Origin of the sequence: Bacillus cereus group sp. Bc010 (genome assembly GCF_027716745.1) — a bacterium.
GTDB lineage: Bacteria > Bacillota > Bacilli > Bacillales > Bacillaceae_G > Bacillus_A > Bacillus_A pacificus.
The window spans coordinates 1-26,437 of sequence record NZ_JAQFUY010000047.1; the positions used below are offsets into that span (position 1 = coordinate 1).

Genomic DNA, 26,437 nt, shown 5'->3' on the forward strand with positions numbered 1-26,437 from the left:
AAGTACATTACGTGTTTTTTAGTTTGTTTGAACGAAAGTTCATTTTGTTTTCGTTCTTAAGTTGATGGGCATGGGGTGGGACCCCTTTTAGCAAAACCGGAGTGGAAATGATGAGTATAAACAGTTTTGTGGGATTGATAAAGAACGAATTATTAAAAGAGGTAAGCATTAGAAGTGAGGATGAATTCGAGCCTGTAGTAGTTAAAGATATTCCTAGACTTTGGAAGTGTTTAGGGATAGGTAATTATGCCGCAGTATTCATGCATAAAGAATACAAAGATTGGGTAGTGAAAGTTTACGCACGAGAAGGAGAAGGAATTGAAAAAGAGTCGGAAGTATACCGAAGAATTGGAAACCATCCTTCTTATTCGAAGCTTATATATAAAGGAGAAAATTTCATAGTATTGAAACGTTTAAAAGAAATTACTTTATACGATGCTATTCATAAGGGGATTAAAATTCCTAAGCAGGTAATCCTTGATATTAATGAAGCATTAGAGTATGCAAGAGAACAAGGATTAACTCCTTGTGACGTTCACGGGAAAAATGTGATGATGGAAAACGGAAGAGGGTATGTAGTGGATGTATCTGATTTCTTAAAAACAAAAGAAGATAGTAAGTGGAGAGACCTAGAAAAGGCATATTTTATATTTTATTTGCCTTTCATTTATAAATTGCCTTTCCCTATTAAAATACCGTATTTTATGTTAAACATCGTTAGACATTCGTATAGAAAATATAAGAAGTTTAAAAAGAAATTCAAATGGCAAAAGGACCATACATTTTAGATATGTCTAATATGTATGGTCCTTTTTTTATGAGTTTATGAAGTAATCAGTAAGCTGTACCTTTCTTTTTTCACACAATTACTTATTTTCTTCCTCAAAGCCTTTATTTTTTTCTTGTTTATTTCGCAAGAATTGATGCGTTCTTTGAGTTCTGTTTGGTTATACAGTGTGGTTTTACTAATCAGGATTCTTTTTGTCATACTCGTGAAGTTAATTATATTTTTCGACGTACGAAATAAAAAGCTAAGGATCCCATAATTACAGGTGCAACGAAGTCAAAGAAATGCGAAAAATTAAAAGGAAAAAGAAAAAGGAATGGTATAAGTGTATAGAGAACGGCTTGTCCTATAAATATAGGAATTCCAAATTGAAATTCTCTACATCGCTTGATTTTCCTGTATAGCACTTCTCCAATTAGACAAGCTACAAGAGCCGGTATACTACCATAAGTAATGATCGTTTTAATGAATCCTAATACAACGTTCGGGTGAATAAAGCTAGGATGAGAAATATATGAAATCAAGAACTATCCAAAAATGAAAGCAAACAGACTTGCAGCGTAACAAATTACAAATTTTATCAACGTAATCATCCTCACAGTTTTCTAATAGTAACTCCATTGTATGACATGAACTCCTATTATTGGTAGCGAGAAAAAAGCGAATCCCTACTCTAAAAAGTATCCACTCATCCTTCTATACTTGTTTTATTTTCTTTGCTCTAGCAAACTTCCAAAAAGCTGCAAGTAGTATGAGCAGCGGTATTCCCTGAATAAAGAGAAATCCTCCAAAAAAATAAATTGCATGACTAACTAGAGGAGGGGCTGTTGCCGACTCACCCGCAAAATAAGCTCCATAATTAGCCACCACACCTGCATAATCAGCTATCCCACCTATAAGAAAAGCCGCTGGACTTATGATTAGATTTATACCTAAACAGATCATTATTGAAGATAGGTTTTTAGCCTTAATTTTTGGTGAAACAGACAAGAAAAATAAGAATATTGCAGTGCCGTTTATAAGAAGTAGTGTTATTACAAAAAAATCCCCATAATATCCCTCCATGATTTTAATTGTACCATCAGCAAGGATAACTTTGTGTAAATTTGGATGGATAGGGTTTTCATGTGGGGTTAACGTAACGTCTCGTTAACAGTAGTCAATGATGCATATAATTTTCGTTTTTGCTTTCTTATCTGAGTTGGATAGCGGTGGGGCTAGTCATAAATTGTGAAACACACTCTTAAGTTATTTAATATGAAAAAATGAAATTCTCCTTCTGTAATTTATTCAAATGACTCAATCTCCGCATCTTTTGACTGCCCTGAAAGTGCTAAACATAAGCAAAATAATTAACTATCCCATGCAAGAAAGTTAGGCTAGTTAATCGCATATGTTTTATGGAAGGGGTGTGATTGAACTATGGAACGGCCGAATTGGGGAATTGGAGGATTAGTATTTGTTGGCTGCATGTTTCTTGGCGGAGGAGTAGGGTCTATGTTAGGGAATGGCCAAACAGGATGGCTAATAGGTATGGGTGTTGGATTTCTTGGGATGGCTTTAATGAGACTGATTAGAAAGTGATATAACTGGATTCAGCTTCCAGTAAATAAGGTAATATGTATGTAATACATGGCATAATAACTTTATAAATTATAATTAGAAACTTCTCTTTTCTAAATTTCTCCATACATAGCTATGATTCTCGAGTTGGAGTATGGCACCTTAGGGTGTTTTTTTATGCTCTTTAAAAATGTCTTAACATATAATAGACTTCGTTAGATTCCGATAACCTTTTATATATAAGATGAAGGTGTTTTCTTGTATTTTATTAATTAAGCTCACTCGGCTAGTAAACGAACGTAATTTCTGTGCACAAATTGATATAATAATTTTCGCTTTTATCCCGCATTAACGGGCAGTAAGACTCCTATCTTAAAATTCGGCTGGAGCAAAGAAGTTAGGTGGGAGATTAATTGCCCGTAAATGCCCGATTGGTTCAACTAATAATCAGTGGGGGATGAACAAAATCCCCATTGATTAAAGTTTCACTTTATTATAGAGACAGTCTTTTAGTAGAAATTACATATATACGACAAATTACGACAAATTACGACAAAGAAATACATATACTTTTGTTATGCTATGAAAGTTATTAATTTGTAATGTATATATAGGAGGATTTTTAAATGTCAAAGAAATTATTATTATTTGCACTTATGAGTTTATGTGTAATTGCTTTAAGTGCTTGTAAAGGTAATGAAGAAAAATTAAAGGGCGCACCAGATGAGCAAAAAGTGGATGAAGACAAAAAAGTAGTAGAGGAAGAAAAAGGTAAGCAAGAAGAGCAACAAAGAGCAGAAGAAGAGAAACGTAAACAAGAAGAGCAACAAAGAGTAGAAGAAGAGAAACGTAAACAAGAAGAGCAACAAAGAGCAGAAGAAGAAAAACGTAAACAAGAAGAGCAACAAAGAGCAGAAGAAGAAAAACGTAAACAAGAAGAGCAACAAAGAGTAGAAGAAGAAAAACGTAAGCAAGAAGAGAAGAAAGCTCAGCAACAGCAGTCTACACAACAGGAGAGAACACAAAAACAAGAAAAACCAACACAAGCAACAGGTGGGAAACCAACAAGGTCACAAATTTCAGTTGGTTCACATGTAGTTATTCAATTGGATAATGATTATAGTAAAACTGTAAGTGGCGTTGTGAAAGACATTTTGACACATAGCGAAACACATACATATGGCATTAAAGTTCGACTACAAGATGGACAAATTGGCCGTGTTCAAAGTGTTAAATAATGAAAAAAAGATTTGACTACTTTTCCAACAAAATGCAAAAACCGGTTCTTTCGTAAAGGAACCGGTTTTTGCATTTTGTTAATGCCACCATACCTATATCAAGTTATCACATACAAGGCAATAGATGTTTTTATAATTTGACATAAGAGGAACCGAACTTGGAGGGAGTACTGGAACCATATAATCAATACACTGATGGGCATGTTTGATCTATGGACGTATCCACTCGTTCTAATTCACTAAAAGAAGAACTTCCCCATACCCATTAGACTACTAAGCATTCCAATTCCATTCATAGTGCCTTTGCCTACTGTAAGTAAGTTTCCAAGCATTCCTGTCTGACCGTAACCGCCGTTATTCCCCCATCCCATGGGACTTATCTGTCCTCCCCATCCTGGAGAGTTTCCGAAAATACCCCAGTTATTGCTATTAAATTTAAAAGCCTTAGCTGGCGGTGAGAGTAAAGCGGCAAGATGACCTTGTGCAAACATCCCTGTATGGTTGAATGGTTGAGCCCAGGGTAAGGGAGGTTTTTGAAAATTACCTGCATGGCCTGGGAATGGAGGCCAATTAGCGGGATGACCTTGGGGCATCATCCCTGCATAATGGATTGGCTGATCCAAAGAGAAGGGAGGGGACTGAGGATAGAAAGCTGTATAATTGGCTGGTGAATCCGAACCAATTGGATAGAAGCGACAATTCCAATTCTCAGGAATCTTCAAATCATTCATTCCCTCAGCTTTAGTGATTTGGGGCTGTACATATAATGATGACATTGAAATTTGGTAATTATAATGCTCCTCATTTCCTTTTGAATTCAAATACCGATATTGGTGCATAAGCTTATTCCCCTTACTTTAAAAATGTAATGTTAGACTTAGCCTATGTAATATTCCTTTTGATGGATGGTTACATAACTAGATTTACAAGCCTGTATTTAAAGGAATGGGTGTGGTCTTGTCTTGTTGATTTATCCTGCTATTTGTGGGCGATAAGACAACTTCACCTCAAAATGTAGCCTAATTTAATTTCGGTTAACAAATGCGTTTATAAAGGTTTAAGCAATAAAAAAAATTTAAAAATGTTATGTAGAGCAAGTAGAATTGCGAAAAAGAGAATATCCATTCGAAGAGTATGGCAAAATACTGCAAGGGTAATGTATTTTTGTGCAGATATGTAAACGATTGAAATTAATCAATGGAATTTATAATGAAGGGGCAAATAAATATATGAGTGAAACATTACATAAAAGAAAACCACCATATGTAATGCTTGTAATCCTTTTTATTGGGGCATTTGTTTCATTTCTAAATAACTCGCTTTTAAATGTAGCCTTGCCATCAATAATGAAGGATTTAGACATTAAAGATTATTCAACGATCCAGTGGCTTTCTACAGGATATATGCTTGTAAGTGGCATATTAATTCCGGCATCAGCATTTTTAATAACCCGCTTCTCCAATAGGAGTTTATTTATTACATCCATGTTGATTTTTATTCTTGGTACGGCCTTAGCGGCTGTAGCACCGAACTTCGGTTTATTACTTACTGGCCGGATGGTTCAAGCAGCAGGTTCTTCAGTCATGGGACCTTTGTTAATGAATATTATGCTAGTAAGCTTTCCGAGAGAAAAAAGGGGAACAGCAATGGGGATTTTTGGATTAGTTATGATTACAGCCCCAGCAATTGGACCGACATTATCGGGTTATATTGTAGAGTATTATGACTGGCGCTTGCTTTTTGAAATGATTTTACCGTTAGCAATCATAAGCTTACTGTTAGGGATTTGGAAATCTGAGAATGTCATGAGACAAAACAAAAATGCAAAACTTGATTATCTCTCATTACTATTATCTTCTGTCGGTTTTGGCGGTCTGTTATATGGGTTCAGTTCTGCAAGCTCCGATGGTTGGACGAATAAAGTTGTCTTAACAACCTTAATCGTAGGCGCTATTGCCCTAATTGCTTTCATTATCCGTCAACTAAAAATGAATGAACCGTTATTGGATTTACGTGTTTACAAGTACCCAATGTTTGCACTTGCCTCTGTAATTGCAATTGTCAACGCAGTAGCCATGTTTTCGGGTATGATTTTAACACCAGCTTATGTACAAAATGTCCGCGGTATTTCACCGCTGAGCTCTGGGCTGATGATGCTTCCAGGTGCGGTAATAATGGGAGTTATGTCACCAATTACAGGTAAACTATTTGATAAATATGGCCCTCGGATTCTTGGTATAGTAGGACTTTCCATTACAGCTGTTTCAACTTATATGCTGGCAAACCTGCAAATCGACTCTAGTCACACACATATTATTCTTATTTACACGCTGCGGATGTTTGGGATGGCGATGGTGATGATGCCACTTATGACAAATGGTCTTAATCAATTGCCAACTCGCTTAAATCCGCACGGTACAGCTGTTAATAATACAGCTCAACAAGTGTCCGGTTCAATTGGTACTGCTATTCTTGTTACGATTATGAATTCTGTAACAAAAACAAAAGCTGAAAGTCTAATGTCTGAATTAGATCCAACAACCTTCACAGAAGCTACGAAGGTAATGGTAACGCAGAAGGCTTTATTATCCGGAATCCAATATTCGTTCTATGTAGCGCTTGGCATGAATATTGTTGCACTACTATTAGTTTTTTTCGTTAAACGTGTAGATACAAGCCCGGAAGCAGTCGAGAGGTTAAATCGGTAGAGCAAAATAAAACTCGAGATAATGATGTCTACAAGTTGTTTTGCTACTAAGAAGCTGATAGTTAAAACGGGAAAAGAACTGAAAGAAACAGTGAAATAATTACACATAGTGAAAAAAGGATCTGATCTTCATATCAGATCCTTTTTCATTAGAAACTATTGGCTTTCCAAATACTACAATCTTTAGTTTTCAATTTCTGATAAACATTATACTAATACGTTTCATTTTAATTTCGTCTTTTTTCTGCAAGTTATAAATCTAATATCAACCTTATAAGCAATATCATAATCGTGAATAATTAGGGAAAAGATAAAATAAGGTAATCAATTACATATTTTTATCCCAGGCGCTTCATTGCTATCTTCTTTCTATTGAATGGGATATTTTAGTATTTTTTGAAAGGGTGTTTTTAATGGATAAAAAAGTATCTGCCATTCCTCAGCCGAAAACATATGGACCGCTAGGGAATCTCCCATTAATCGATAAAGATAAACCGACCTTATCCTTTATCAAGATAGCGGAAGAGTATGGTCCCATTTTTCGAATGCAAACTTTAAGTGATACGATCATTGTCGTTTCTGGACATGAACTGGTAGCAGAAGTCTGTGATGAAACAAGATTTGATAAAAGTATAGAGGGTGCTTTAGCGAAGGTTCGTGCCTTTGCTGGAGACGGATTATTTACAAGTGAGACTCAAGAGCCTAACTGGAAAAAAGCTCATAATATTTTGATGCCTACATTCAGCCAACGGGCAATGAAAGATTACCATGCCATGATGGTCGATATTGCTGTACAACTCGTTCAAAAATGGGCAAGACTGAATCCGAATGAAAACGTAGATGTTCCAGAGGATATGACTCGCCTTACATTAGATACAATTGGTCTATGTGGTTTTAATTATCGATTTAATAGCTTTTATCGCGAGACCCCTCATCCTTTTATTACTAGCATGACCCGTGCTCTAGATGAGGCGATGCACCAATTGCAGCGGCTGGATATAGAAGATAAACTCATGTGGAGAACGAAGAACGAAACGTCAATTTCAACATGATATTCAATCCATGTTTTCTTTAGTAGATAATATTATTGCTGAACGTAAAAATAGTGGGAATCAGGAAGAAAATGATTTACTTTCCCGTATGTTACATGTGCAGGATCCGGAAACTGGTGAAAAATTAGATGATGAAAATATTCGTTTTCAAATTATCACCTTTTTAATAGCTGGGCATGAAACAACAAGTGGATTGTTATCTTTTGCAATCTATTTTTTATTAAAAAATCCAGATAAGTTGAAAAAAGCCTATGAAGAAGTAGACCGAGTTTTAACAGATCCCACTCCAACATACCAACAAGTTATGAAACTAAAGTATATACGTATGATTTTAAATGAATCGCTACGTCTATGGCCTACTGCTCCAGCATTCAGTCTCTATGCAAAAGAAGATACAGTGATTGGTGGGAAATATCCAATTAAAAAAGGAGAAGATCGTATTTCTGTTCTTATTCCACAGTTACATAGGGATAAAGACGCGTGGGGAGACAACGTGGAAGAGTTCCAACCTGAACGATTTGAAAATCTGGATAAGGTTCCTCATCACGCTTATAAGCCATTTGGAAATGGGCAACGAGCATGTATCGGTATGCAGTTTGCACTTCATGAAGCGACACTCGTAATGGGAATGCTTCTTCAACATTTTGAATTCATTGATTATGAAGACTATCAGCTGGACGTAAAACAAACATTAACGCTTAAGCCTGGTGATTTTAAAATTAGGATTGTACCTCGAAATCAAACTATTAGCCATACTACTGTTCTTGCGCCTACAGAGGAGAAAACGAAAAAACATGAAATTAAGCAGCAAGTTCAGAAGACTCCTTCTATTATTGGAGCCGATAATCTTTCGCTTCTTGTTTTATATGGCTCGGATACAGGGGGAGCAGAAGGTATTGCAAGAGAACTAGCAGATACAGCTAGTTTAGAAGGTGTTCAAACGGAAGTGGCAGCTCTTAACGATCGAATTGGAAGTTTGCCAAAAGAAGGAGCGGTTCTTATTGTAACTTCTTCTTATAATGGAAAGCCGCCAAGTAATGCAGGACAGTTTGTGCAGTGGTTGGAAGAATTAAAACCGGATGAGCTAAAAGGTGTTCAATACGCAGTTTTTGGTTGTGGAGACCATAATTGGGCTAGTACCTATCAGCGAATACCAAGATACATTGATGAGCAAATGGCTCAAAAAGGAGCAACAAGATTTTCTAAACGCGGAGAAGCAGATGCAAGTGGCGATTTCGAGGAACAGCTCGAGCAATGGAAAGAAAGTATGTGGTCTGATGCGATGAAGGCATTTGGATTGGAACTTAACAAAAACATGGAGAAAGAACGCAGTACTTTGAGTCTGCAATTTGTCAGCCGTCTTGGAGGATCTCCTCTTGCGCGAACATATGAAGCAGTTTATGCATCTATATTAGAAAATCGTGAACTTCAATCATCTAGCAGTGAAAGAAGCACGCGACATATTGAGATATCCTTGCCAGAAGGCGCTACGTATAAAGAAGGAGACCACCTTGGGGTGCTGCCAATTAATAGTGAGAAAAATGTCAACCGAATTTTAAAACGCTTTGGATTAAACGGGAAGGATCAAGTCATATTAAGCGCAAGTGGGCGCAGTGTAAATCACATACCTTTAGACAGTCCTGTTCGTTTATATGACCTTCTTAGTTATAGTGTAGAAGTGCAAGAAGCAGCCACTCGAGCACAAATACGAGAAATGGTGACATTCACAGCATGTCCTCCTCATAAAAAGGAATTGGAATCATTATTGGAAGACGGAGTTTATCATGAACAAATATTAAAGAAACGTATTTCAATGTTAGATCTTCTTGAAAAGTATGAGGCTTGTGAAATCCGATTTGAACGTTTTTTAGAACTTCTTCCGGCGCTCAAACCGCGTTACTATTCAATTTCAAGCTCTCCACTCATTGCACAGGATCGTCTGAGTATTACGGTTGGTGTTGTGAATGCGCCTGCATGGAGCGGGGAAGGGACATATGAAGGAGTCGCTTCTAACTATTTAGCTCAGCGTCATAATAAAGATGAGATTATCTGTTTCATTCGAACGCCACAATCAAACTTTCAATTACCTGAAAATCCAGAAACACCAATTATTATGGTTGGACCAGGTACTGGAATTGCACCATTCCGTGGATTCTTACAAGCGCGTCGCGTTCAAAAGCAAAAAGGTATGAACTTAGGAGAAGCACATCTATACTTTGGTTGTCGTCATCCTGAAAAGGATTATCTCTATCGTGCAGAACTAGAAAATGATGAAAGAGAGGGATTAATCTCTTTACACGCAGCTTTTTCTCGCTTAGAAGGACATCCTAAAACATATGTACAGCATGTAATAAAAGAAGATAGAATCCATTTAATTTCGTTATTAAATAATGGAGCTCATCTTTATATATGTGGTGATGGAAGTAAAATGGCTCCTGACGTAGAAGACACCCTTTGTCAAGCCTATCAAGAAATTCATGAAGTCAGTGAACAAGAAGCAAGGAATTGGTTGGATCGAGTGCAAGAGGAAGGACGATATGGAAAAGATGTTTGGGCTGGTATATGAATGTTTCTTAATTAAATAAGTAATATGTAACGAATGAACTTCTTTCGAATAAGTGAATAACTCATTTATAACAATCCCGTGTTTTTATTCAATACGGGATTTTATTATTTTTAATAAGCTGGACTCATACTGCAGAAAAATAAGAGGTAGTTCATTTGACAATTAAAATGACCTACTATAATATATATGCCATAGCATATAATTAATAAAATGAATACATTCACTGTGAATAATTGACTGGTATGCTATACTCTTTTATATATTAATTTATAGAGGTGATATATGAACTTACATGATTTAATAGGCTATCTTGTTCATCGTACTGATGTGAAAATGACGAATTATTTTACGAAGAAATTAAAGCCTTTTGGAGTTACGCCAGAGCAGTGGGGGATTATTAGTGTTCTTTGTAGCCAAAGAGCCACTACTCAAAAAGAGTTAGCAGAAGCGATTGATAAAGATCAAACTACTGTCGTAAGAATGATACAGTCAATGGAGAGAAAAGGGATTGTAAAGAAGGATTTGAATGAGCAAGATCGACGTTCACATAACCTTTTTTTAACTGAAAAAGGTGACGAGTTAAAGAAAACAATCTTGCCTGTAGTGACAGACGCTCACCATTTCGTTACGAGTAATTTGAGCGAAGAAGAGATTAAAGTATTACAATCATTATTAAACAAATTGTATGATACACGCTATTAATACTTGTTCCTTATTGATGCTATTCATAAGGAACAAACTTTATTTTATGTATTATATATGCTATAGCATATAATTTTGTTTTAAGGAATGGTGGAGATATCTTTATTTTGTATGAGATTCGATTCAGGATCACGTTTTTTCCTAGTACCAGTCAAAATTTCATATTATATATGCTATAGCATGTAAATGTATCAAATAAATAAGAAAGATGTGATTGCTATTTTAATATTAATCAATGTAGTAAAAGTTGTATTATTTCTGTTCTTTTTAATGACAGGTACGAAAATTATTTCTGGGAAAATGGCAGACGAGTTCAAGCGATTTGGTTTACCTTCGTTTTTTAATTTCTTAACTGGAGCTTTTGAGATTGTAGGAGCGATTGGAATGTTGATAGGAATTTGGATTCCAACAGTAGCTTTATTAGCAGGATTGTTGTTAGGTGGTACGATGCTTGCAGCTGCATTAACTCTTATTGTATTAGCAAGAGATCCCTTTAAGAAAGCAATACCTGCGCTTGTTTTGTTGGTTCTTAGTTTAGGGATAAGTTTGTATCATATTTTTAAAACATAACCTAAAGCAATTAAACTGTATGCGTTTAAGTTGCTATCATTTTGTAATTATTTTATAAAAGGGGTTTTGAAAATGTAGGTGAAATTTCAAATGAGTGCAGGAATAATAGCAGCACTCATTTAAGATATTATCTGCATTCGAATTGAAAAATATTGAAAATAGGAGTGAGCAAAGATGGCATATTTATTACAAGTTGATTTTCCGTTTGAAGGTCCTTTTGGTGAAGAAATGGAAAAAGGTTTTTGGGATTTAGCAAACAGTATTAACGAAGAAGAAGGATTCCACTGGAAAATATGGACAGAGAATCAAGAAACAAAAGAAGCTGGAGGCATCTATGTATTTGAAGAAAAACAAGATGCTGAAAAATACGCGGAAATGCACAAGAACAGACTTGAAGCAGCTGGTGTAAAAGATATTAGAGTGAAAATTTTTAACATCAATGAAAAGTTAACGGAACTGAATCGTGGGTATACGAAATAATTTTGAAAGTCGGAGCAAGCGTAAAAGGAGGGGGATAATTTTTACTGAAAGGCAAAAATGTTGAAGTTTAAGGCTAAATCTAGCTATGAAGACATGTTGTTAAACAATCATATGATAATAGAAGAGGAGTGGGGGATCCACTCCTTTTATCACGACAATTAGGGGTACCACTAGCATTTCGGAAACAGACAACGCTAAGCAAAAAATAAAATGAGTTTTTTGCTACAAGTTAGCACCAAATTTCGCTCTGGGGCATTTACCTTTCTTAACTTGATAGCAATGTGGTGCTACCCCCAATAGAAAAGACTACATGAAAATAAAAAATAAGTAAAAATGTGGAGAATTATTTGTCTAAAAATATAGAATTTTTAACAAGAATTCATAATTATGTTATATAATGATGTTAACAAACCATATTTTAGGCATTACCCCCGATTGTGTAGAATAAATAATTTTTCGAGGAGCTAAAGTATTTGGCTAAAAGAACTTGTAGCGGGGCCTGCTACAAGTTCTTTTATGTTTTTAGTAAAGCAAAATAAGAAAAAAGGAGGGAATACAAGAATGACAAGAAATTTTAAGAAAGCAGCACTTAACTCGTTAGATGGGAAATGGGGAGTAGGTATAGGAGTATCAGCTTTATTCTATTTTGTACCGACCTTAAGTGCATCAGCAATAGCCACTTTCATGTATTTAATATTTGCACTGTTTATCGGGATAATTGGCCCGGATGCATTATTTATTTATTCAATTGGTGGCGAACCACAAGTAGATCCAACAGCACTTGCTGTACTTATTTTAAGTTATATTGGTTTAGGTGGGGTTTGTTTTCTAATTTATAGTCTCATACAAGGTATCTTCAATTATGGATATTCTGTTTTTACTTTACACTTAGGGAAAAAAGAAGATGCTAAGGTAGACGATGTATTTTCGGGATTTAAAAAGAAGAATGTGTTTAAATCAATGAAATTGGGGCTGCTGCAAGCTATTTTTCTATTTTTATGGAGTCTCTTATTAATTGTTCCAGGTATTATTAAATATTTTTCTTATTCCATGTCGTATTACATATTAGTAGAGAATCCTGATTATACAGCAAGTGAAGCATTGAGAGAAAGTAAAAGAATAATGAAAGGACAAAAGCTAAAGTTATTTGTTCTTTGGTTATCATTTATAGGATGGTTTTTATTAGCCGCATTTATCGGAATGTTTACATTTAATCTATCATTTATTTTTATTTATCCTTATTACAACACAACTGTCTCACATTTTTACTTAGATTTAATTAAAAAGCAGGATATTGGAGAAGCGAAGGTAAGTATATAAATAGGGAAAAAGTATGTTTAAGGTGACAAATATACGTAGTTGAAAGTGGATATGTGTTTAAGAATATCCACTTTTTAATATTATATTAAAAGTCTTAAGCTACTGGTTATTGTGATTTGGGGAAGGATACCGCAAACGTGATTCCCCATGTCTTGATTGCCTGTATACCCTACAATCCGATTACAGTCCACCCATTACTTCGTAACATATTATTCTACCATTTTCACTTCCTTGTAACTTTGATATTTTCTATTTCCTTTTTTATTGTAACGAAAAAGGACTGCATACAACCCACAGTCCTTATCAAATCCCATTTTCTCTTATACAAATAGCAATGAGTTGCAGTGAAGAGGAATATTCCTAGAGAATATAAAAAAGAAAATCAATCTAGAAAGGCTATCTAGTTCGATTTTCTTTTATTGGATTTTTAATTAATGCATTTTTACTCTTAAAATAAAATTCTCAACGATTGGATTATTCTTTACTACCTCAAAATCGGGTCTAATCTTAAAGTCAAATCTTTTATTTTGTAAGAGAAAAAGCATTGCAACTTTTTTATAACAGTTAACCGTTATTTTAAATCCACAAAAAAGAGGTATTACCCCAACGCTATCAACCTAAGAAATCACGATAAATAAAGATGGCTCCTTACTGGAAATTTTTTGATTTAATCAGACTATATTTCAATAGGATATTTGGTATAATTTAGATAATATCTTATTTTATCAAAGGAGATTAATAATGAGTGGTTTAAAGAAAATTTTTTCTTTAATTTTTAATAGTAAAAAGAAAGAAATTAAAAATAGTGATTATAAGGAAGTATCCTCAAAAGTAATGAATTATTTCATTGAACTAGAACATTTTAACTTTATGAATTGTGATAAAGAATCATTAAGCCTTTTTAATTTAAAAAATTATTTTCATAGAGAACCTACTATTGATTACTTTGACTTTATAAGGCCTAATGGTTCACCTCAAAATTATATGCAAATATTTCTACAAAAAAAAAGAGAAAGTGCAAAAGGTAAGTATTTAATGGATGCAAAAGCATCTTTATTCTATTTACCTGTTGCAAAAGAAGAAGTGCTAAGATACTTTTCTAACGAATTTAATAAGAAAATTAGTTTTACTGATTTTCAAGGGTTTCCTAATAGTTTTCTTATTCATATTCAGTTAGATCATATGCTAAAACCAATAAAGGATAAAACGTTAGAATCTAGTGTGGTAGTTAGTCCTATAATTAAATATTTTCTTCGCCCTGGAAAAAGTTTAAAAGATTTAGAGTTGGATTTAATAAGTACAATAACGTCGGTAATTGAAAGTGAAAATTACAGTAAAATTAGTAATGACTTAGAGTTTAATGAGTCAGAAGGACACGTGGAACTGGCTAAGAGTATAAAGTTTATACATGTTAGATATAAAAATTGGTTAGAACTTTCTCGGAACATTCAAAGTATATTAAAATCATACATAAAACATAGCCACTTCGATAAAGAAGGAGTATTTCGATTTTCTAGTGATAAGGATTATGAGAAAAATATTCGACTTACATACAAAGAATATGTAGGAGTAAACAGTTTTTATATTGAAGATTTGGAGGAAGTAAAATATAACATTAAATATGAAAAGATAGGTAAAGCATTAAAAACATATCTTGCCTTAGATAACTGGGAAACATTAAAAAACTCAGGTGAAAGAGTAGACTTTTTTAATAATGAGAGTATTAACGAAATAAAAAGGATTTTACGAGATATTCCAATTACGAGATGGCCTTCAGGTTTTCCGCTAGGTTTAATGCAGCAGGTAGCTTTAAATCTTATTATTGCAAATTCAAAGGAAAAAGAGGGTTTTATTTTTTCTGTAAACGGTCCTCCTGGTACTGGTAAAACTACATTATTAAAAGATGTATTTGCAAATATTATTTTTGAAAAGGTAAAGTTTTTAAAGGAAACACAGGATTTATTTACAAAAATACAATTTTCTGAGGGGCAAGAGGATTATTATTATTATTATTATTTTCATTCAAAACTTAAAGAATATCGTATTTTAGTTACATCAAATAATAATGCTGCTGTTGAAAATATAAGTATGGATTTGCCTAAAGATGAGGAATTAATAAAAAACAATTACACTTATTTAGGATATAACAAGAATGAAAGTTGCTGGGGGAAAATATCAGCTGCAATGGGGAAATCAGCAAATATAAAAGAATATTTTCAAAATATTTCAGATGAACTTAATGATCTGTGTAATATACATGCTAGTGCTGAGTATTCCTTTGATAGTTTAGAAAAACAGATATCAAGTATGATTAAAACCGCGCAAGTAAACGATGACTTTGATGATATAGATGACGAAAAATGGCAATCATCACAAAAACAATTTGTTAATATTGATGGTGATAATAAAGAAGATCGAATTAATTGTGTTCGGAGTAAGCTATTCAAAACAATGATGGATGAATATTGTACTTTCCTAATTGAAAACCAGGAAAAAATAGAAAAAAATTTAACTTTAGCAAGGGCTTATTTTTTAGGTGGGAAAGAAAAAGCGAATCTTGATTCCCAAATTAATGAAAAGCAAAGGGATGACTTCATCCAAGCGATGTTTGATACTATATTCCTACTTACACCTATAATTTCTTCAACATTTGCTTCTGTTTCAAGGTTTTTAAGGGATTTGAAAACGGAAGATATTGGTTGGCTGTTTATTGATGAGGCAGGTCAAGCTACACCACAATCTGCAATTGGAGCCATTTGGCGTTCTAGAAATGTTGTAGTGGTAGGTGATCCATTACAAATACCTCCGGTTGTAACGTTGAGTGATGATCAGCTCAAATTAATAGCAAATGAAAGTGCTGGAATTACGAGTGAAAGCTCATTTTTCTATCATTTAACTAGAAGTGAAGTAAGTGTACAAGAATTTGCTGATCTTAATAACAAATTTGGCGGAACAATGAGTGACTCCAAAAATAACACAAAGTGGTTGGGCTCACCGCTTCGTGTACATAGACGTTGTGACAGCCCTATGTTTGAGATATGTAATAAAACAACATATCAAGACAAGATGTTACATGCGACTAAGAACAAAGATATGGTAGAGGATCCAATGTACATGAGTCAATGGTTTAATATTGGAGGGAAAACTACTGGTTCAGGAAATCACTATATTCCTGAGCAAGGAAAAAAAGCAATTGAGATTGCAAATAAATTTACACAAAACAACCCAGGGAAAGATTGCTACATTATTTCACCCTTTGTAAGTGTAGTTCAAAAGTTATTACAGTTAAACAAAAATTCAATAGCAAACAAAAAAATAGAAATTGGAACAGTTCATACTTTCCAAGGAAAAGAAGCCTCATTAGTTATTTTAGTTTTAGGCGTAGACGATCAGAGAACAGGACCTTTAGATTGGGCATCCAGCACTCCAAACTTATTAAACGTCGCTGCAAGTAGAGCAAAAAAATACTTTGTAGTAATTGGGAATTCAGATACTTGGGGGAAAAAGGAATATTTTGATACAGCTTTTAAATATTTATCGAAAGAAACTGTAAAGGTAGAATAAGAGTTGTATCTATTTTTCACATAGCAGGGTTACCGCCAGTATTTTGGAAAAAAACGCTAAGAGCATGCAAGATTTTATACAGTCATTCGGTTCATTCAGTAACAAATGCGAAACCTAAAACCGCGCCATAATAGGAATGCATAAAAAGATGAATAGCTTTATGGAAAATAAAAAAGGGATTACTTTTGTGAGTAAGGAATCCACTTTTTGATTACTACTGATAATGAGACGTTATGTTAACTGATAGTGTATGGAGTATACAAAGAAAACAAGAGTATGGCTACCACATTCTTGTGATAAAATGGAATAGAAAGGGTGATTTAATTGAATATTTTATGGGACTTTGACGGAACACTTTTTAATACATATCCTGCCTATACCAAAATACTCTCTCTAGTACTTGGAGAAGAGATAGATAAACAGGAGATTTATAAAAAATTAAAGATTTCATACTCACATGCACTAGACTACTATAATGTTTCTAGTGACCAGAAAGAGAAAATTAAAAGCTTAAAAAAGGAATTGTCTCCAAAAGACATGAAACCATTTGATGGCGTGGAAGAAATTTTGAAATTTGCAGATAAGAATGTAATCATGACACATAAACACAGAGATGGAGTTTTAGCAATTTTAAAATATTATGGATGGGACAAATACTTTGTAGATATGGTTACGATTGATAATGGTTTTCCTCGCAAACCCAACCCATCAGCATATACTTACTTGCATCAAAAACACAAAATTGATCTAGCTATTGGAGATAGAGAATTAGATTTGCTACCTGCAAAAGAATTAGGAATCATAACATGCATGTTTCAAGGTCAAAGTGATGTAGCAGATTATTATTTAAACGATTACTCAGAATTTTTCAATAAGGGTATTCCATTATCAAAACAGTTGTATCTTCAGCAATAAATCGCTGAAGATATATGATAGATTTATTGACTTCCGCTTTCGATAATTATGTAAATGAGCACAGTCTAAATGGATAGTTTATTTTATTTTTTGCTTAGTGTTTTTTTCTAAATTGCTGGTGGTACCTTGGCTTATAAAAATGTTAGGAGTGAAATTCATGTATTGTAAAAAAGATAGAGATTTTCCACCAATGAAGTTCCAATTAGGCGAAAAAGTTTCATTTAAATTCGGAAATAAGATGCTCATTGGAACAATTGACATTAGAGATTTTGGCGGCTCGATTGAACACGACTATCATTCTTATGATATTCTTGTCAAAGAAGAAAACATGCTATACAAACACATTCCAGAGCGTGATGTTTTCAAATTTACACATTCGGAAAATATCCACTAGGACAATGGATACTATAAATGGAGTTACAGAAATAAAAGGTGTTTTCACATATAGAAAACACCTTTTCAGTCTACAACTATTTTTTAATAGATTAATACTTTTTTCTATAGTCTAAAACATTTTTTAAATCAAACATTAGAATTATAACTTAACTCTGTATTTTTATTAGGAACAGCAAAATGTTGCTTTTCTAAGAGAGCTTATTGGAATATAAACTTTATCGTTTTCAATTTTGTATTCAATATCATTCTCTTTTAGTATTTCAGTGTTAACAGTATGTATACTATCGCCCCATCTAACGAATTCTTCATTTTGATTTTTTTGATAAAAATAATATGCTATTAACATGCTGAAAATTAATAAGCATAAAAGAACAGTAGATTTCTTTTTCAAATTTATCCCCCCTAATTGATTTAAATTATAACATTGTTTGTTAAATTAAACTGCCAGTTAGTGGAAGGAGGGAAACTGACATAATAACATTTTGATTCAACTTTTTTATAAATGGTACGGCTATATTTCAATTTTACATTAAGGAATACCAACGTAAAAACGCGGTTTTTATACGCTAAGATATTTTTATAAGTAAAAACCCTAACATAAAAAAATTATTTTCTACGCCTTCTCTTTGCATTTTTTTGCCGATTTGTTTGACTATATCTTTTTATAGGAGTGCTTTTATTTTTCTTATAATCGGGTAACTTGAGTATAAGAACAGAAATCGCAGTAAAAATGCAAAATATAAGCATTGCAATGATCCAAAGGTTAATGTCATATTCATATAACTTACTAAAATACTTTTTGTGATTAGTAATATAGCTTACATTACTGTCAATTGCTTCAAGGGTGTAGGGAATAACCCAAACGTAACCAATTATCATAACAAATGTTCCAAGTAGGAAACTGAGTATATGTTTTATCATGTTCTGTTCTCCTTTAAGTATGATTAGTATATAGAGTTTTTCTGCAAAGATTGACATTAACATTCCTATTCCGTTGATAGTGCATATGGTGATTTCGTGGAAATGAGTATGGAATTTGAATACTAGAAAAAGCGTAGAAAGATTCAATTTCTACGCTTTTTCTCCTTAATAAATAATTATCGTTGTTCTAAATCTCTTATATAAGATTTTACAGCTTGTAATAAGAATTCTACCTGTCCCATAATTTCAATTGTATTTTTGATAAGTGTTATTGAGAGTCTCTAAGACTAATAATATCAAGGAAAGGGATTACTTCTCAATAGGGTACACTCTATCGAGAATATAAATATGCAATTATGCATATTTATATTTTTTTATTTTAATACAAACGAAATCTAATATATAATTAAAAGGTTTTTTATGAATTAAAAAGGTGACGCGAGTATGAAGAAAATCATAGGACTTATATTATCATTATTTTAATTATTTTCTATCTATGCCCTAATGCTTACAGAGGAAGTCGAAGTTTTAAATCAAATAGGCCGCGTCAAAGAGAAAGGGGATTGGCATCATAATGCGGATTTTACACTAAGGGATTTTTAAATTAAAAAAATTGGTTTTACTATATATTAAGAAGGTTCCATAAACGGGCTACTACATTTAAAAAATGAAACATCTTATGAATTAATTATTGTTTAGACAGAATCACTTATTTTACAATTATATTTTTAACAATTGAATAGGAGCTATTATGAATACAATTAAGAAAATATTTTTAAGTTTTATGGTATGTATTTTGTTATTCAGTACAGTAGGAACAGCGTATGCAGAACAAAATGGTCAAGTGAATTCATTATCTTTTATTGACGTTCCTAAAACCCATTGGGCGTATAAAGAAATGATGTATATGGCGGAAAATAAGATTATAACGGGATACGGAAATGGGTATTTCGGTGCAGCCGATCCTATTACCCGCGAACATCTCGCTGCTTTCTTGTATCGATATTTAAAACCGCAAGATAGTACAAATAATCCATTTGTTGATATTGGCGACAGCAATTTCAAAAAAGAAATTTTATCTCTTACAGCACGTGGTATTTTCAGTGTAAATGCTGAAAAAAAATTCAATCCGAAAAATAATATGACACGTGCCGAAATGGCAACTGTGCTTGTCAAAACATTTGATTTAAAACCGCAAGGAAATGTTGAATTTACTGATATGAAAGGTCACTGGGCCAACGAATATGTCAAAATATTAGCCGGTAACAACATAACAAGTGGTACAGGTGACGGTAATTTTAATCCCAATGGCATTGTTACTAGAGAGCAATTTTCTATGTTCTTATATAGGACGATTATGAAAGTAACAGATATGCAAAATGATGAATCAGTTGGCTGGGTGAAGGAGAAAGAGAATTGGTACTATTACAACAAAGATGGTAGTAAGCAAACAGATAACATTACGTTAGATGGAATAGAGTACTCCTTTTTTAAAGATGGAAGGCTATTCCAAGGGAGTAAGCAGGTAGGGAAAGATACTTTATATTATAGTGAACCTGGTAAACTAAAGACTGGATGGAGTTTCTCTGCAACTTCATGGAGCTATTTAAAAGATGGGAAGTATGTGACAGGAATATTTACCTATCAAGGAAAACCATTTGAAATTAATAAGTACGGAGATATGGAAAAGGGATGGATTACTCTACGTTCTGCTGTTAAAAGAATCTATCCAAAGCCAGAAACCAAATTTCTATTGAAATCTAAACCTGTAAAGGATGGAGATGTTTTAGAAGTCATCTCAAAACAAGGCTTATGGTACCAGGTCAAATATCAAGGGGAAATCGGATATGTCCGGATACTAGAGTCAGTTATAATTGGTGAATCACCAGTTCGTTCATGGGATGTAACAAAAGAAGCAATGAATCTGTCTCATTTTATGATAACTGAGTATCATAAAGATCCAGAAAAATACTTCCCAAAAAATATTGAAAAGAAATTTGATAAACAATTAGATAGTGATTTAACGCTTCTTGCGAATGGATTACAATGGATTGATCAATTAAAAGAAGCACTCTATTTAGACAATAAACAAGGATGGGTACAAGAAGAAGGAAAATGGACGTATTATAAAAAAGATGGGCAAATAATAACAGGTTTTCAATCGATTGATGGAAAACGTTATTATTTTGGTACTGATGGTTTTATGCAAACTGGATGGGTACTACAAATGGATACGATTATTATTTGGGAACCGATGGAGTAGTACAAACTGGAATCCAACATATTGACGGGAAAATCTATTACTTTGGCCCGTTAGGTCATGTGCAATCAGGATTTACACATGTTGATGGGAAACCGTATTATTTTGATGCTTCTCATGAATCAAGAAATGGTTGGATGAAGCAAGAATTTAATTGGTATTTACTACAGCCCTCAGGTGCATTACAAACAGGAGATTTTACATATAAAGACAAGAAATTCTCTTTTAATCAAGACGGAGAATTGATTAAAGGGTGGGTTACATTAGAATCCCTTGTTAAAAAAGTATATCCGGAGCCAGACTTAAAAAAAGCATTACGTGCAAAAAGTGTGAATAAGGGTGAAGTGATAGAAGTAGTGGGGAAAGTCGGTTCTTGGTATGAGGTTAATTACCAAGGTGAAAAAGGATATGTGCGTATTCATGATGCTATTATCTTTGATCAGGAGGCTAAAAGTCCACTTACTCTGCTTGATGGAAAAGTAAAGATATTTGAAGGTGTATTAAATTACTTAAAAAACGATGAAACATACATAAATAATACGATAAAAATTTTAGAAGAAGAACAACAACATTGGGTAGATCAGGCAGAAAACTTAGAGAATCTTTCCAGAGACATTAATGATGCAAAGCAAGATGTACAGTATAAAATACAAGTGATGAAAGAATCACATGATAAATTGCAAGAACTAGTGAATGCAATGAAGGGTGATATAAAAAATCTAACAGTTACACAAAGAAAAGAACTAGTAAAATTACTTGGGGCTGACGGAAAAGAGTTATTGGATTTTGGTGTAGAAACATACAGTTTTATACTTCAGTACTATGAATCACTTATTGAAGCATATGTTGGATATTATCAAGCATTAGATGTGGTTGCGGCCAAAGCCATTGAATGTCAAAATGAGATTAATAAAGACATTCATCAAATCACATTGAATATGCAAGAGTTATCAAAGGGATTATCTGGTGCTATTACAGACTTAGGACCAGTCGTAAATAGCTCTATTCGCTTGAAACATTCAATAGAAGAGGCGAAGCCTGGAATGGAGGAACTTGTACAGGTAACAAGAAAAAACGTTCCAGTCATTGCGCAAGATTTACAAGCGTTAGATGAGAAAATCCCAGGATTCTTCACAGATTTTAATATGGGAATAGATCTTGCAAATATCTTTATGGACTCGGCTAATAAAATAGCAAGTCATAAAGTTGATGTATCTGCTGCAGCTAGAAATATTGGTAATATTGATTTAAGTAGTGCACTGTATGATTTGGGTGGAGATCCATCTCGCATTTATAATCGTGCAAATGATGGAGATTTATCATTCGTATTGGGTATTACACCAATAATTGGTACAGGAAAAGAAATTGGACAACTTATCAAAGGTGAAGACTTAGTAACAGGTCAAAAATACAGTCCTGACGATTATGCATGGGGCACCTTGGCCGTCGTATCTGGTGGTACAACACGAGTTGTTGGTAAAGTTGTAGGGAAGATTGGCGATCTTGAAAAGAAAGGAAAGGCACTAGAAGCAGCTGCTAAAGGTGGTCGTTCAGGAGAGATTGTTCTTGATAAGGTTCAAACATATGAACAAGCAAGAAATAAAGCAATGAGCTTATTGGGGGATTTTGGGGCAGATTCACAACCATTTATAGGAACAATGGAAAAAAGCGCTGGTTATGGTAAAATTGTTGGCAGAGAGACAGCTGATCATAAAGCAAGATGGCGATTAGATTATGACCCTAGTAAAGGGATGCATATAAATGTAGAAGATTTTAGAAATGGAAAAAAAGATAAAGCAATTAAATATGCAATTCCTTTTGAAGGAGACGAAGAAACCTTTAAATCATTATTAAAATATCTAAATAAATGAGGTAATAAAATGGCAACATTGTTGGAAGAGTGTATTGAAGCATTAGGTGAAGACATTGAAATTTTAGAGAATACTCAAGGAAAAATGGTAGTAAAAAGTTTTGAAAATGCATTCCCTATTACACAATGGGGGAGAGTAGATTGGTCCAACATTGAAAACTATGGTGATTTATATAATGAGGATGAAATAAAATTATATCTACAGAACTGTTTTGGAACATACTCTCAGACCGTATATATTATTTGGGATAATGCCAGAGTACCAGTAATTAAAACAAATTTACATCAAGTTTTAAAAGTAATATATGATGTTACAGCTGTTAGTTTTGATACGTGGATATATTCACCAGATATGGGGTTTGTTATTGAGTATCATCATGATGGTGATATACGTATTGGAGACGTGAAAAATATTATTAAATGAATAGATAAACGATAGAAGAAAATATTTTACTTACGTATAAATATCATAATTAAGCACAGGTTATATACAAATATAGTGGAGGTGCAATTATGAATATTCAAAGACACGAAAGTAATACAAATCAAATTCTTATTTCAGCTGCAGCAAGTGCTATTGAGCAAATGAAGTATGAAATTGTCCGTGAATTAGGAGTCACACTAGGGCCTGATACATCGTCACGTGCAAATGGATCTGTCGGTGGAGAAATTACAAAACGTTTAGTTCGAATGGCTGAAGAGCAGTTAACAGGACAATATAGATTACACTAAGTTAAAATAACAAAAGGAAAAAGGGTCCATAAAATGGATCTTATTTCCTTTTGTTTACACAAAATCTGAAAACTAGTTTTTATAACTTAAGAACGACCTTTCAGATTAATTTATTAGAAGTTTTATTCAATAAGGTAATACGATAAGGGCTAAATTTAAAATAATTCATTACAAGTAGATTAAGAGCTGTTTAACATATTATTATTATATTTTGTTATTTTTTACTAGTTTATTAAAAACTTATAATTAGTGAAGTCATCTTTTTAATTAACCATTGATATTGATCGATAAATAGGGGGTCTCCATTTCCTACACGGTTGCCTTTAGAAAAAAGAAACAACCTCTACTATGATTGATGTTGTATGAGCTTAGCTTGATAGCGATGTGGCGCTACCCCATTAAGAAAAGAAATAGGAGAGAAGAGAGAACAACCTATTATCTCTCCGTCTCAAAAAACTCAATCCACTCTCCATCAGGGCCAGCGAAGAATATGTAACGTGTTCCATCCGGTAATGTTTCGATTTCTTCTCCTAGTAAGAAGGTTACTGCATGTTTCTTTAGTCTTTCAATTTCATCCTCTAATGAATCCACCTTAAAGCAAATGTGATGTACTTTTCCTTCTGCCGGAAGGGAAGAGTTGTAGCCTTCAATTAATTCGAGTATCGTTTCTTTTGATTCCTCCACACCTAAAAAAGCGAGTTTTAAGTCTGGATTCGGGTGTCCCATACGTTTAATGAGTTGTAAGCCAACTACTTCTTCATAAAATGCGATAGATGTTTCTAAGTTTGCAACCATAAGTCCGACGTGTTCAATTCTTCTAACTGGCATGTAGATTCCTTCTTTCTGAAAATTATATACAATATGTTATTGAAAATTAAGAAAATAAGCAAGATAAAAACCTTACAAATTTTAGCGTGTTATATGGTATAGTGAGAAAGTATGTTTGGGGAGAAGGAAGGAGATTATACGATGAATACACCTACTCAAACTCCTTCATTATCGGAAACGATGAAAGAGTGGCATTATGCATTAGCGTATGAAATTAAACATTGGAAAACGATAGGTGGTAGTAAAATTTCTATCATAAACGGTCGTTTTTTATATACAGATTATGAAAGTACAGTATACGTATTTCAGCTTATTTCGGAAGTAAGCTTACCGGAAGGTTCACCGATTCGAATTGAGTTCGATGGTGAGGAAGCGACAGGGGAAGTATTATCTGTACATGGATTAGAAATAGAACTGAAGTTAAATGATTATATACAAGGTGAAATACGAGAAGCGGTTTTATATAGTGAACCGTGGCAATTGTTAGAGCAATTACAAGAGCGATTAAAAGAAGCGCGTAAAGATAAGCTAAAACGTAATCGTATAAAGCGTCTTGTTGATGGGACGAGTAGTCCGAAGCATATTGAGAAGATGAAAAATCCGAAAAATGAATTGGCGTATCGTTCGTTTTACAATCCGACGACGTACGTGTGGGGACCGCCTGGAACAGGGAAGTCTTACAATTTATCACGTATTATTTCGGCTCATTATCAAAAAGGAAAATCGGTACTTGTTTTAGCTCATAGTAATGCGGCAGTGGACGTATTAATGAGCGAAGTAACGAAGCAAATTGAAAAGAAAAAGAAATGGACGCCTGGTGAAATTGTTCGTTACGGTTATAGTCAACATGAACATATACGAAATCATGAAACGTTACTTGCGTCGAAGTTAGTTGAAACGACGAATGGATCTTGGGGAGAAGAAAGGCTCTATTTAGAAGAAACACGCCAAGAGCTTCGTGAAAAGATTTTATCATATAAAGCGACGTCTGCTGATAAGAAGCGCATACAAGAGATTGAAAGTGATCTTCGAAAGCAAAAAGCGAAAATTAAAGAGGTAGAAAAAGAATACATTGAAAATGCGAAAGTAATCGGCGCAACTTTATCGAAATGTGCCATTGATTCACTTATTTATGAGCGTACATTTGATTTAGTTGTTGTAGATGAAGTAAGTATGGCATATGTTCCACAAATCGCATTAGCTGCATCACTTGGAAAACGTATCGTCGTTTGTGGTGACTTTTTACAGTTACCTCCAATTGCGATGGCGAACCATGAACTCGTTCGAAAATGGCTTGGAGAAGATATGTTTTACCATGCCGGGATTGTTGAGTCTGTTAATAAATCAGAAGCACACCCGAACCTATTTATGCTGCAGGAACAAAGACGTATGCATGCGGATATATCTAAGTTTACAAACTCATTTATTTATAAAAATAGAGTATACGATCATCCGTCTGTTTCAGAGCGTAAAGAACTTGCGCAATTGCAGCCGTTCGCAAATGAGGCGAGTGTTTTATTTGATACGAGCTTAATGGGAGCATTTTCGTTAAAAGACGCTGCTTCAGGGTCTCGTTTTAATATTATGTCTGGTTTAGTAGCGATGCAAATGATGTTAATCGGACTGTTAGACGGTGTTCAATCGATCGGTGTTGTTACACCTTACAGGGCGCAATCCCGCTTTTTATCAACGTGTATGAGAGAAATGTTGCAAAAAACGAAGTATCGTCACATACCTGTTTTAGCGGCAACGGTTCATAAGTTCCAAGGTTCTGAAAGAGATATGATGATATTTGATACAGTGGATAGCTATCCGCAAGAACGACCTGGCGTATTATTCTTTGACCATAAAAACCATCGCCTCGTCAATGTAGCAGTGACGAGAGCGAGAGGGTAACTAACTGTTACGATTTATTTAACCAATTATAACGAAAGTTAATTAAATATATCAGTAAGCCCTGCTAGTC

General features: G+C 33.9%; 21 protein-coding genes and 2 pseudogenes. 17 read left to right on the plus strand and 6 right to left on the minus strand.

Going from position 1 to position 26,437, the window contains the following annotated elements; translation table 11 throughout:
• Positions 1 to 110: 110 nt before the first annotated feature.
• Entirely contained in the window at positions 111 to 788 is a 678-nt protein-coding gene (locus PDQ68_RS26320; protein ID WP_029141148.1) for a protein kinase family protein, read from the plus strand.
• Positions 789 to 1,002: 214 nt separating this feature from the next.
• Here PDQ68_RS26320 and PDQ68_RS26325 read toward each other — a convergent pair whose 3' ends face one another.
• Together PDQ68_RS26325 and PDQ68_RS26330 are read right to left on the minus strand one after the other, a co-directional pair.
• On the minus strand, positions 1,003 to 1,311 hold the full coding sequence (locus PDQ68_RS26325) for a hypothetical protein (protein ID WP_235590119.1): 309 nt from the start codon (positions 1,309 to 1,311) through the stop codon (positions 1,003 to 1,005).
• Positions 1,312 to 1,483: 172 nt separating this feature from the next.
• Positions 1,484 to 1,852, minus strand: a complete 369-nt coding sequence (locus PDQ68_RS26330) for a hypothetical protein (RefSeq protein ID WP_016717971.1) — start codon at positions 1,850 to 1,852, stop codon at positions 1,484 to 1,486.
• Positions 1,853 to 2,209: 357 nt separating this feature from the next.
• Between PDQ68_RS26330 and PDQ68_RS26335 the strand changes: the two genes are divergently transcribed.
• Together PDQ68_RS26335 and PDQ68_RS26340 are read left to right on the plus strand one after the other, a co-directional pair.
• Positions 2,210 to 2,371, plus strand: coding sequence for a hypothetical protein (locus tag PDQ68_RS26335; RefSeq protein WP_162839801.1), 162 nt, complete (start codon positions 2,210 to 2,212; stop codon positions 2,369 to 2,371).
• A gap of 605 nt (positions 2,372 to 2,976) precedes the next feature.
• Positions 2,977 to 3,588: a YwbE family protein gene (locus PDQ68_RS26340; protein WP_270787098.1), complete on the plus strand. Its 612-nt coding sequence runs from the start codon at positions 2,977 to 2,979 to the stop codon at positions 3,586 to 3,588.
• A gap of 239 nt (positions 3,589 to 3,827) precedes the next feature.
• Here PDQ68_RS26340 and PDQ68_RS26345 read toward each other — a convergent pair whose 3' ends face one another.
• Complete coding sequence (locus PDQ68_RS26345; protein WP_016717968.1) at positions 3,828 to 4,427, minus strand: hypothetical protein; 600 nt, start codon at positions 4,425 to 4,427, stop codon at positions 3,828 to 3,830.
• 390 nt (positions 4,428 to 4,817) lie between these two features.
• On the opposite strand from PDQ68_RS26345, the gene PDQ68_RS26350 reads away from it, so the two are divergent.
• The 9 genes and pseudogenes from PDQ68_RS26350 (at position 4,818) to PDQ68_RS26390 (ending at position 17,858) form a co-directional block, all read left to right on the plus strand.
• On the plus strand, positions 4,818 to 6,296 hold the full coding sequence (locus PDQ68_RS26350; RefSeq protein WP_029141146.1) for a DHA2 family efflux MFS transporter permease subunit: 1,479 nt from the start codon (positions 4,818 to 4,820) through the stop codon (positions 6,294 to 6,296).
• 412 nt (positions 6,297 to 6,708) lie between these two features.
• Positions 6,709 to 9,913 (plus strand): annotated as a pseudogene (gene cypD, locus PDQ68_RS26355) (bifunctional P-450/NADPH--P450 reductase).
• A 282-nt stretch (positions 9,914 to 10,195) separates the two neighbouring features.
• Positions 10,196 to 10,615: a MarR family winged helix-turn-helix transcriptional regulator gene (locus tag PDQ68_RS26360; protein ID WP_001048555.1), complete on the plus strand. Its 420-nt coding sequence runs from the start codon at positions 10,196 to 10,198 to the stop codon at positions 10,613 to 10,615.
• A gap of 186 nt (positions 10,616 to 10,801) precedes the next feature.
• The gene (locus PDQ68_RS26365; protein WP_061182548.1) at positions 10,802 to 11,185 is read left to right on the plus strand and encodes a DoxX family protein; all 384 of its coding nucleotides are present in this window, start codon (positions 10,802 to 10,804) and stop codon (positions 11,183 to 11,185) included.
• Positions 11,186 to 11,359: 174 nt separating this feature from the next.
• Positions 11,360 to 11,665 carry a monooxygenase gene (locus PDQ68_RS26370; RefSeq protein WP_000323770.1) on the plus strand — a complete coding sequence of 102 codons (306 nt, stop codon included), beginning with the start codon at positions 11,360 to 11,362 and terminating at the stop codon, positions 11,663 to 11,665.
• A 561-nt stretch (positions 11,666 to 12,226) separates the two neighbouring features.
• Positions 12,227 to 12,985 carry a DUF975 family protein gene (locus PDQ68_RS26375; protein WP_016717964.1) on the plus strand — a complete coding sequence of 253 codons (759 nt, stop codon included), beginning with the start codon at positions 12,227 to 12,229 and terminating at the stop codon, positions 12,983 to 12,985.
• 741 nt (positions 12,986 to 13,726) lie between these two features.
• A complete protein-coding gene (locus PDQ68_RS26380) occupies positions 13,727 to 16,549 on the plus strand; it encodes an AAA domain-containing protein (protein WP_270787101.1) in 2,823 nt (940 codons plus the stop codon).
• A gap of 324 nt (positions 16,550 to 16,873) precedes the next feature.
• Positions 16,874 to 17,464, plus strand: coding sequence for an HAD family hydrolase (locus PDQ68_RS26385; protein ID WP_001024262.1), 591 nt, complete (start codon positions 16,874 to 16,876; stop codon positions 17,462 to 17,464).
• A 157-nt stretch (positions 17,465 to 17,621) separates the two neighbouring features.
• Positions 17,622 to 17,858 carry a hypothetical protein gene (locus tag PDQ68_RS26390; protein ID WP_016717961.1) on the plus strand — a complete coding sequence of 79 codons (237 nt, stop codon included), beginning with the start codon at positions 17,622 to 17,624 and terminating at the stop codon, positions 17,856 to 17,858.
• Positions 17,859 to 18,023: 165 nt separating this feature from the next.
• Here the strand turns inward: PDQ68_RS26390 and PDQ68_RS26395 are convergent, their stop codons facing one another.
• A complete protein-coding gene (locus PDQ68_RS26395) occupies positions 18,024 to 18,251 on the minus strand; it encodes a hypothetical protein (RefSeq protein ID WP_016717960.1) in 228 nt (75 codons plus the stop codon).
• 215 nt (positions 18,252 to 18,466) lie between these two features.
• A complete protein-coding gene (locus tag PDQ68_RS26400; RefSeq protein WP_061184287.1) occupies positions 18,467 to 18,781 on the minus strand; it encodes a hypothetical protein in 315 nt (104 codons plus the stop codon).
• A 751-nt stretch (positions 18,782 to 19,532) separates the two neighbouring features.
• Here PDQ68_RS26400 and PDQ68_RS29055 point away from each other — a divergent pair.
• From PDQ68_RS29055 to PDQ68_RS26415, 4 genes are all read left to right on the plus strand, one after another.
• Entirely contained in the window at positions 19,533 to 21,044 is a 1,512-nt protein-coding gene (locus tag PDQ68_RS29055; RefSeq protein ID WP_410974032.1) for an S-layer homology domain-containing protein, read from the plus strand.
• Complete coding sequence (locus tag PDQ68_RS29060) at positions 21,026 to 22,912, plus strand: pre-toxin TG domain-containing protein (protein WP_410974033.1); 1,887 nt, start codon at positions 21,026 to 21,028, stop codon at positions 22,910 to 22,912. The genes PDQ68_RS29055 and PDQ68_RS29060 overlap by 19 nt, the downstream gene beginning before the upstream one ends.
• Positions 22,913 to 22,921: 9 nt before the next feature.
• Positions 22,922 to 23,335: a CDI toxin immunity protein gene (locus PDQ68_RS26410; RefSeq protein ID WP_061182640.1), complete on the plus strand. Its 414-nt coding sequence runs from the start codon at positions 22,922 to 22,924 to the stop codon at positions 23,333 to 23,335.
• An 89-nt stretch (positions 23,336 to 23,424) separates the two neighbouring features.
• The gene (locus PDQ68_RS26415) at positions 23,425 to 23,643 is read left to right on the plus strand and encodes an alpha/beta-type small acid-soluble spore protein (protein WP_016717956.1); all 219 of its coding nucleotides are present in this window, start codon (positions 23,425 to 23,427) and stop codon (positions 23,641 to 23,643) included.
• 435 nt (positions 23,644 to 24,078) lie between these two features.
• On the opposite strand, the gene PDQ68_RS26420 is transcribed toward PDQ68_RS26415, so the two are convergent.
• Positions 24,079 to 24,471, minus strand: a complete 393-nt coding sequence (locus PDQ68_RS26420) for a VOC family protein (RefSeq protein ID WP_001145273.1) — start codon at positions 24,469 to 24,471, stop codon at positions 24,079 to 24,081.
• A gap of 111 nt (positions 24,472 to 24,582) precedes the next feature.
• On the opposite strand from PDQ68_RS26420, the pseudogene PDQ68_RS26425 reads away from it, so the two are divergent.
• A pseudogene (locus tag PDQ68_RS26425) lies at positions 24,583 to 26,364 on the plus strand (DEAD/DEAH box helicase); the annotation flags it as partial.
• Positions 26,365 to 26,437 lie beyond the last annotated feature (73 nt).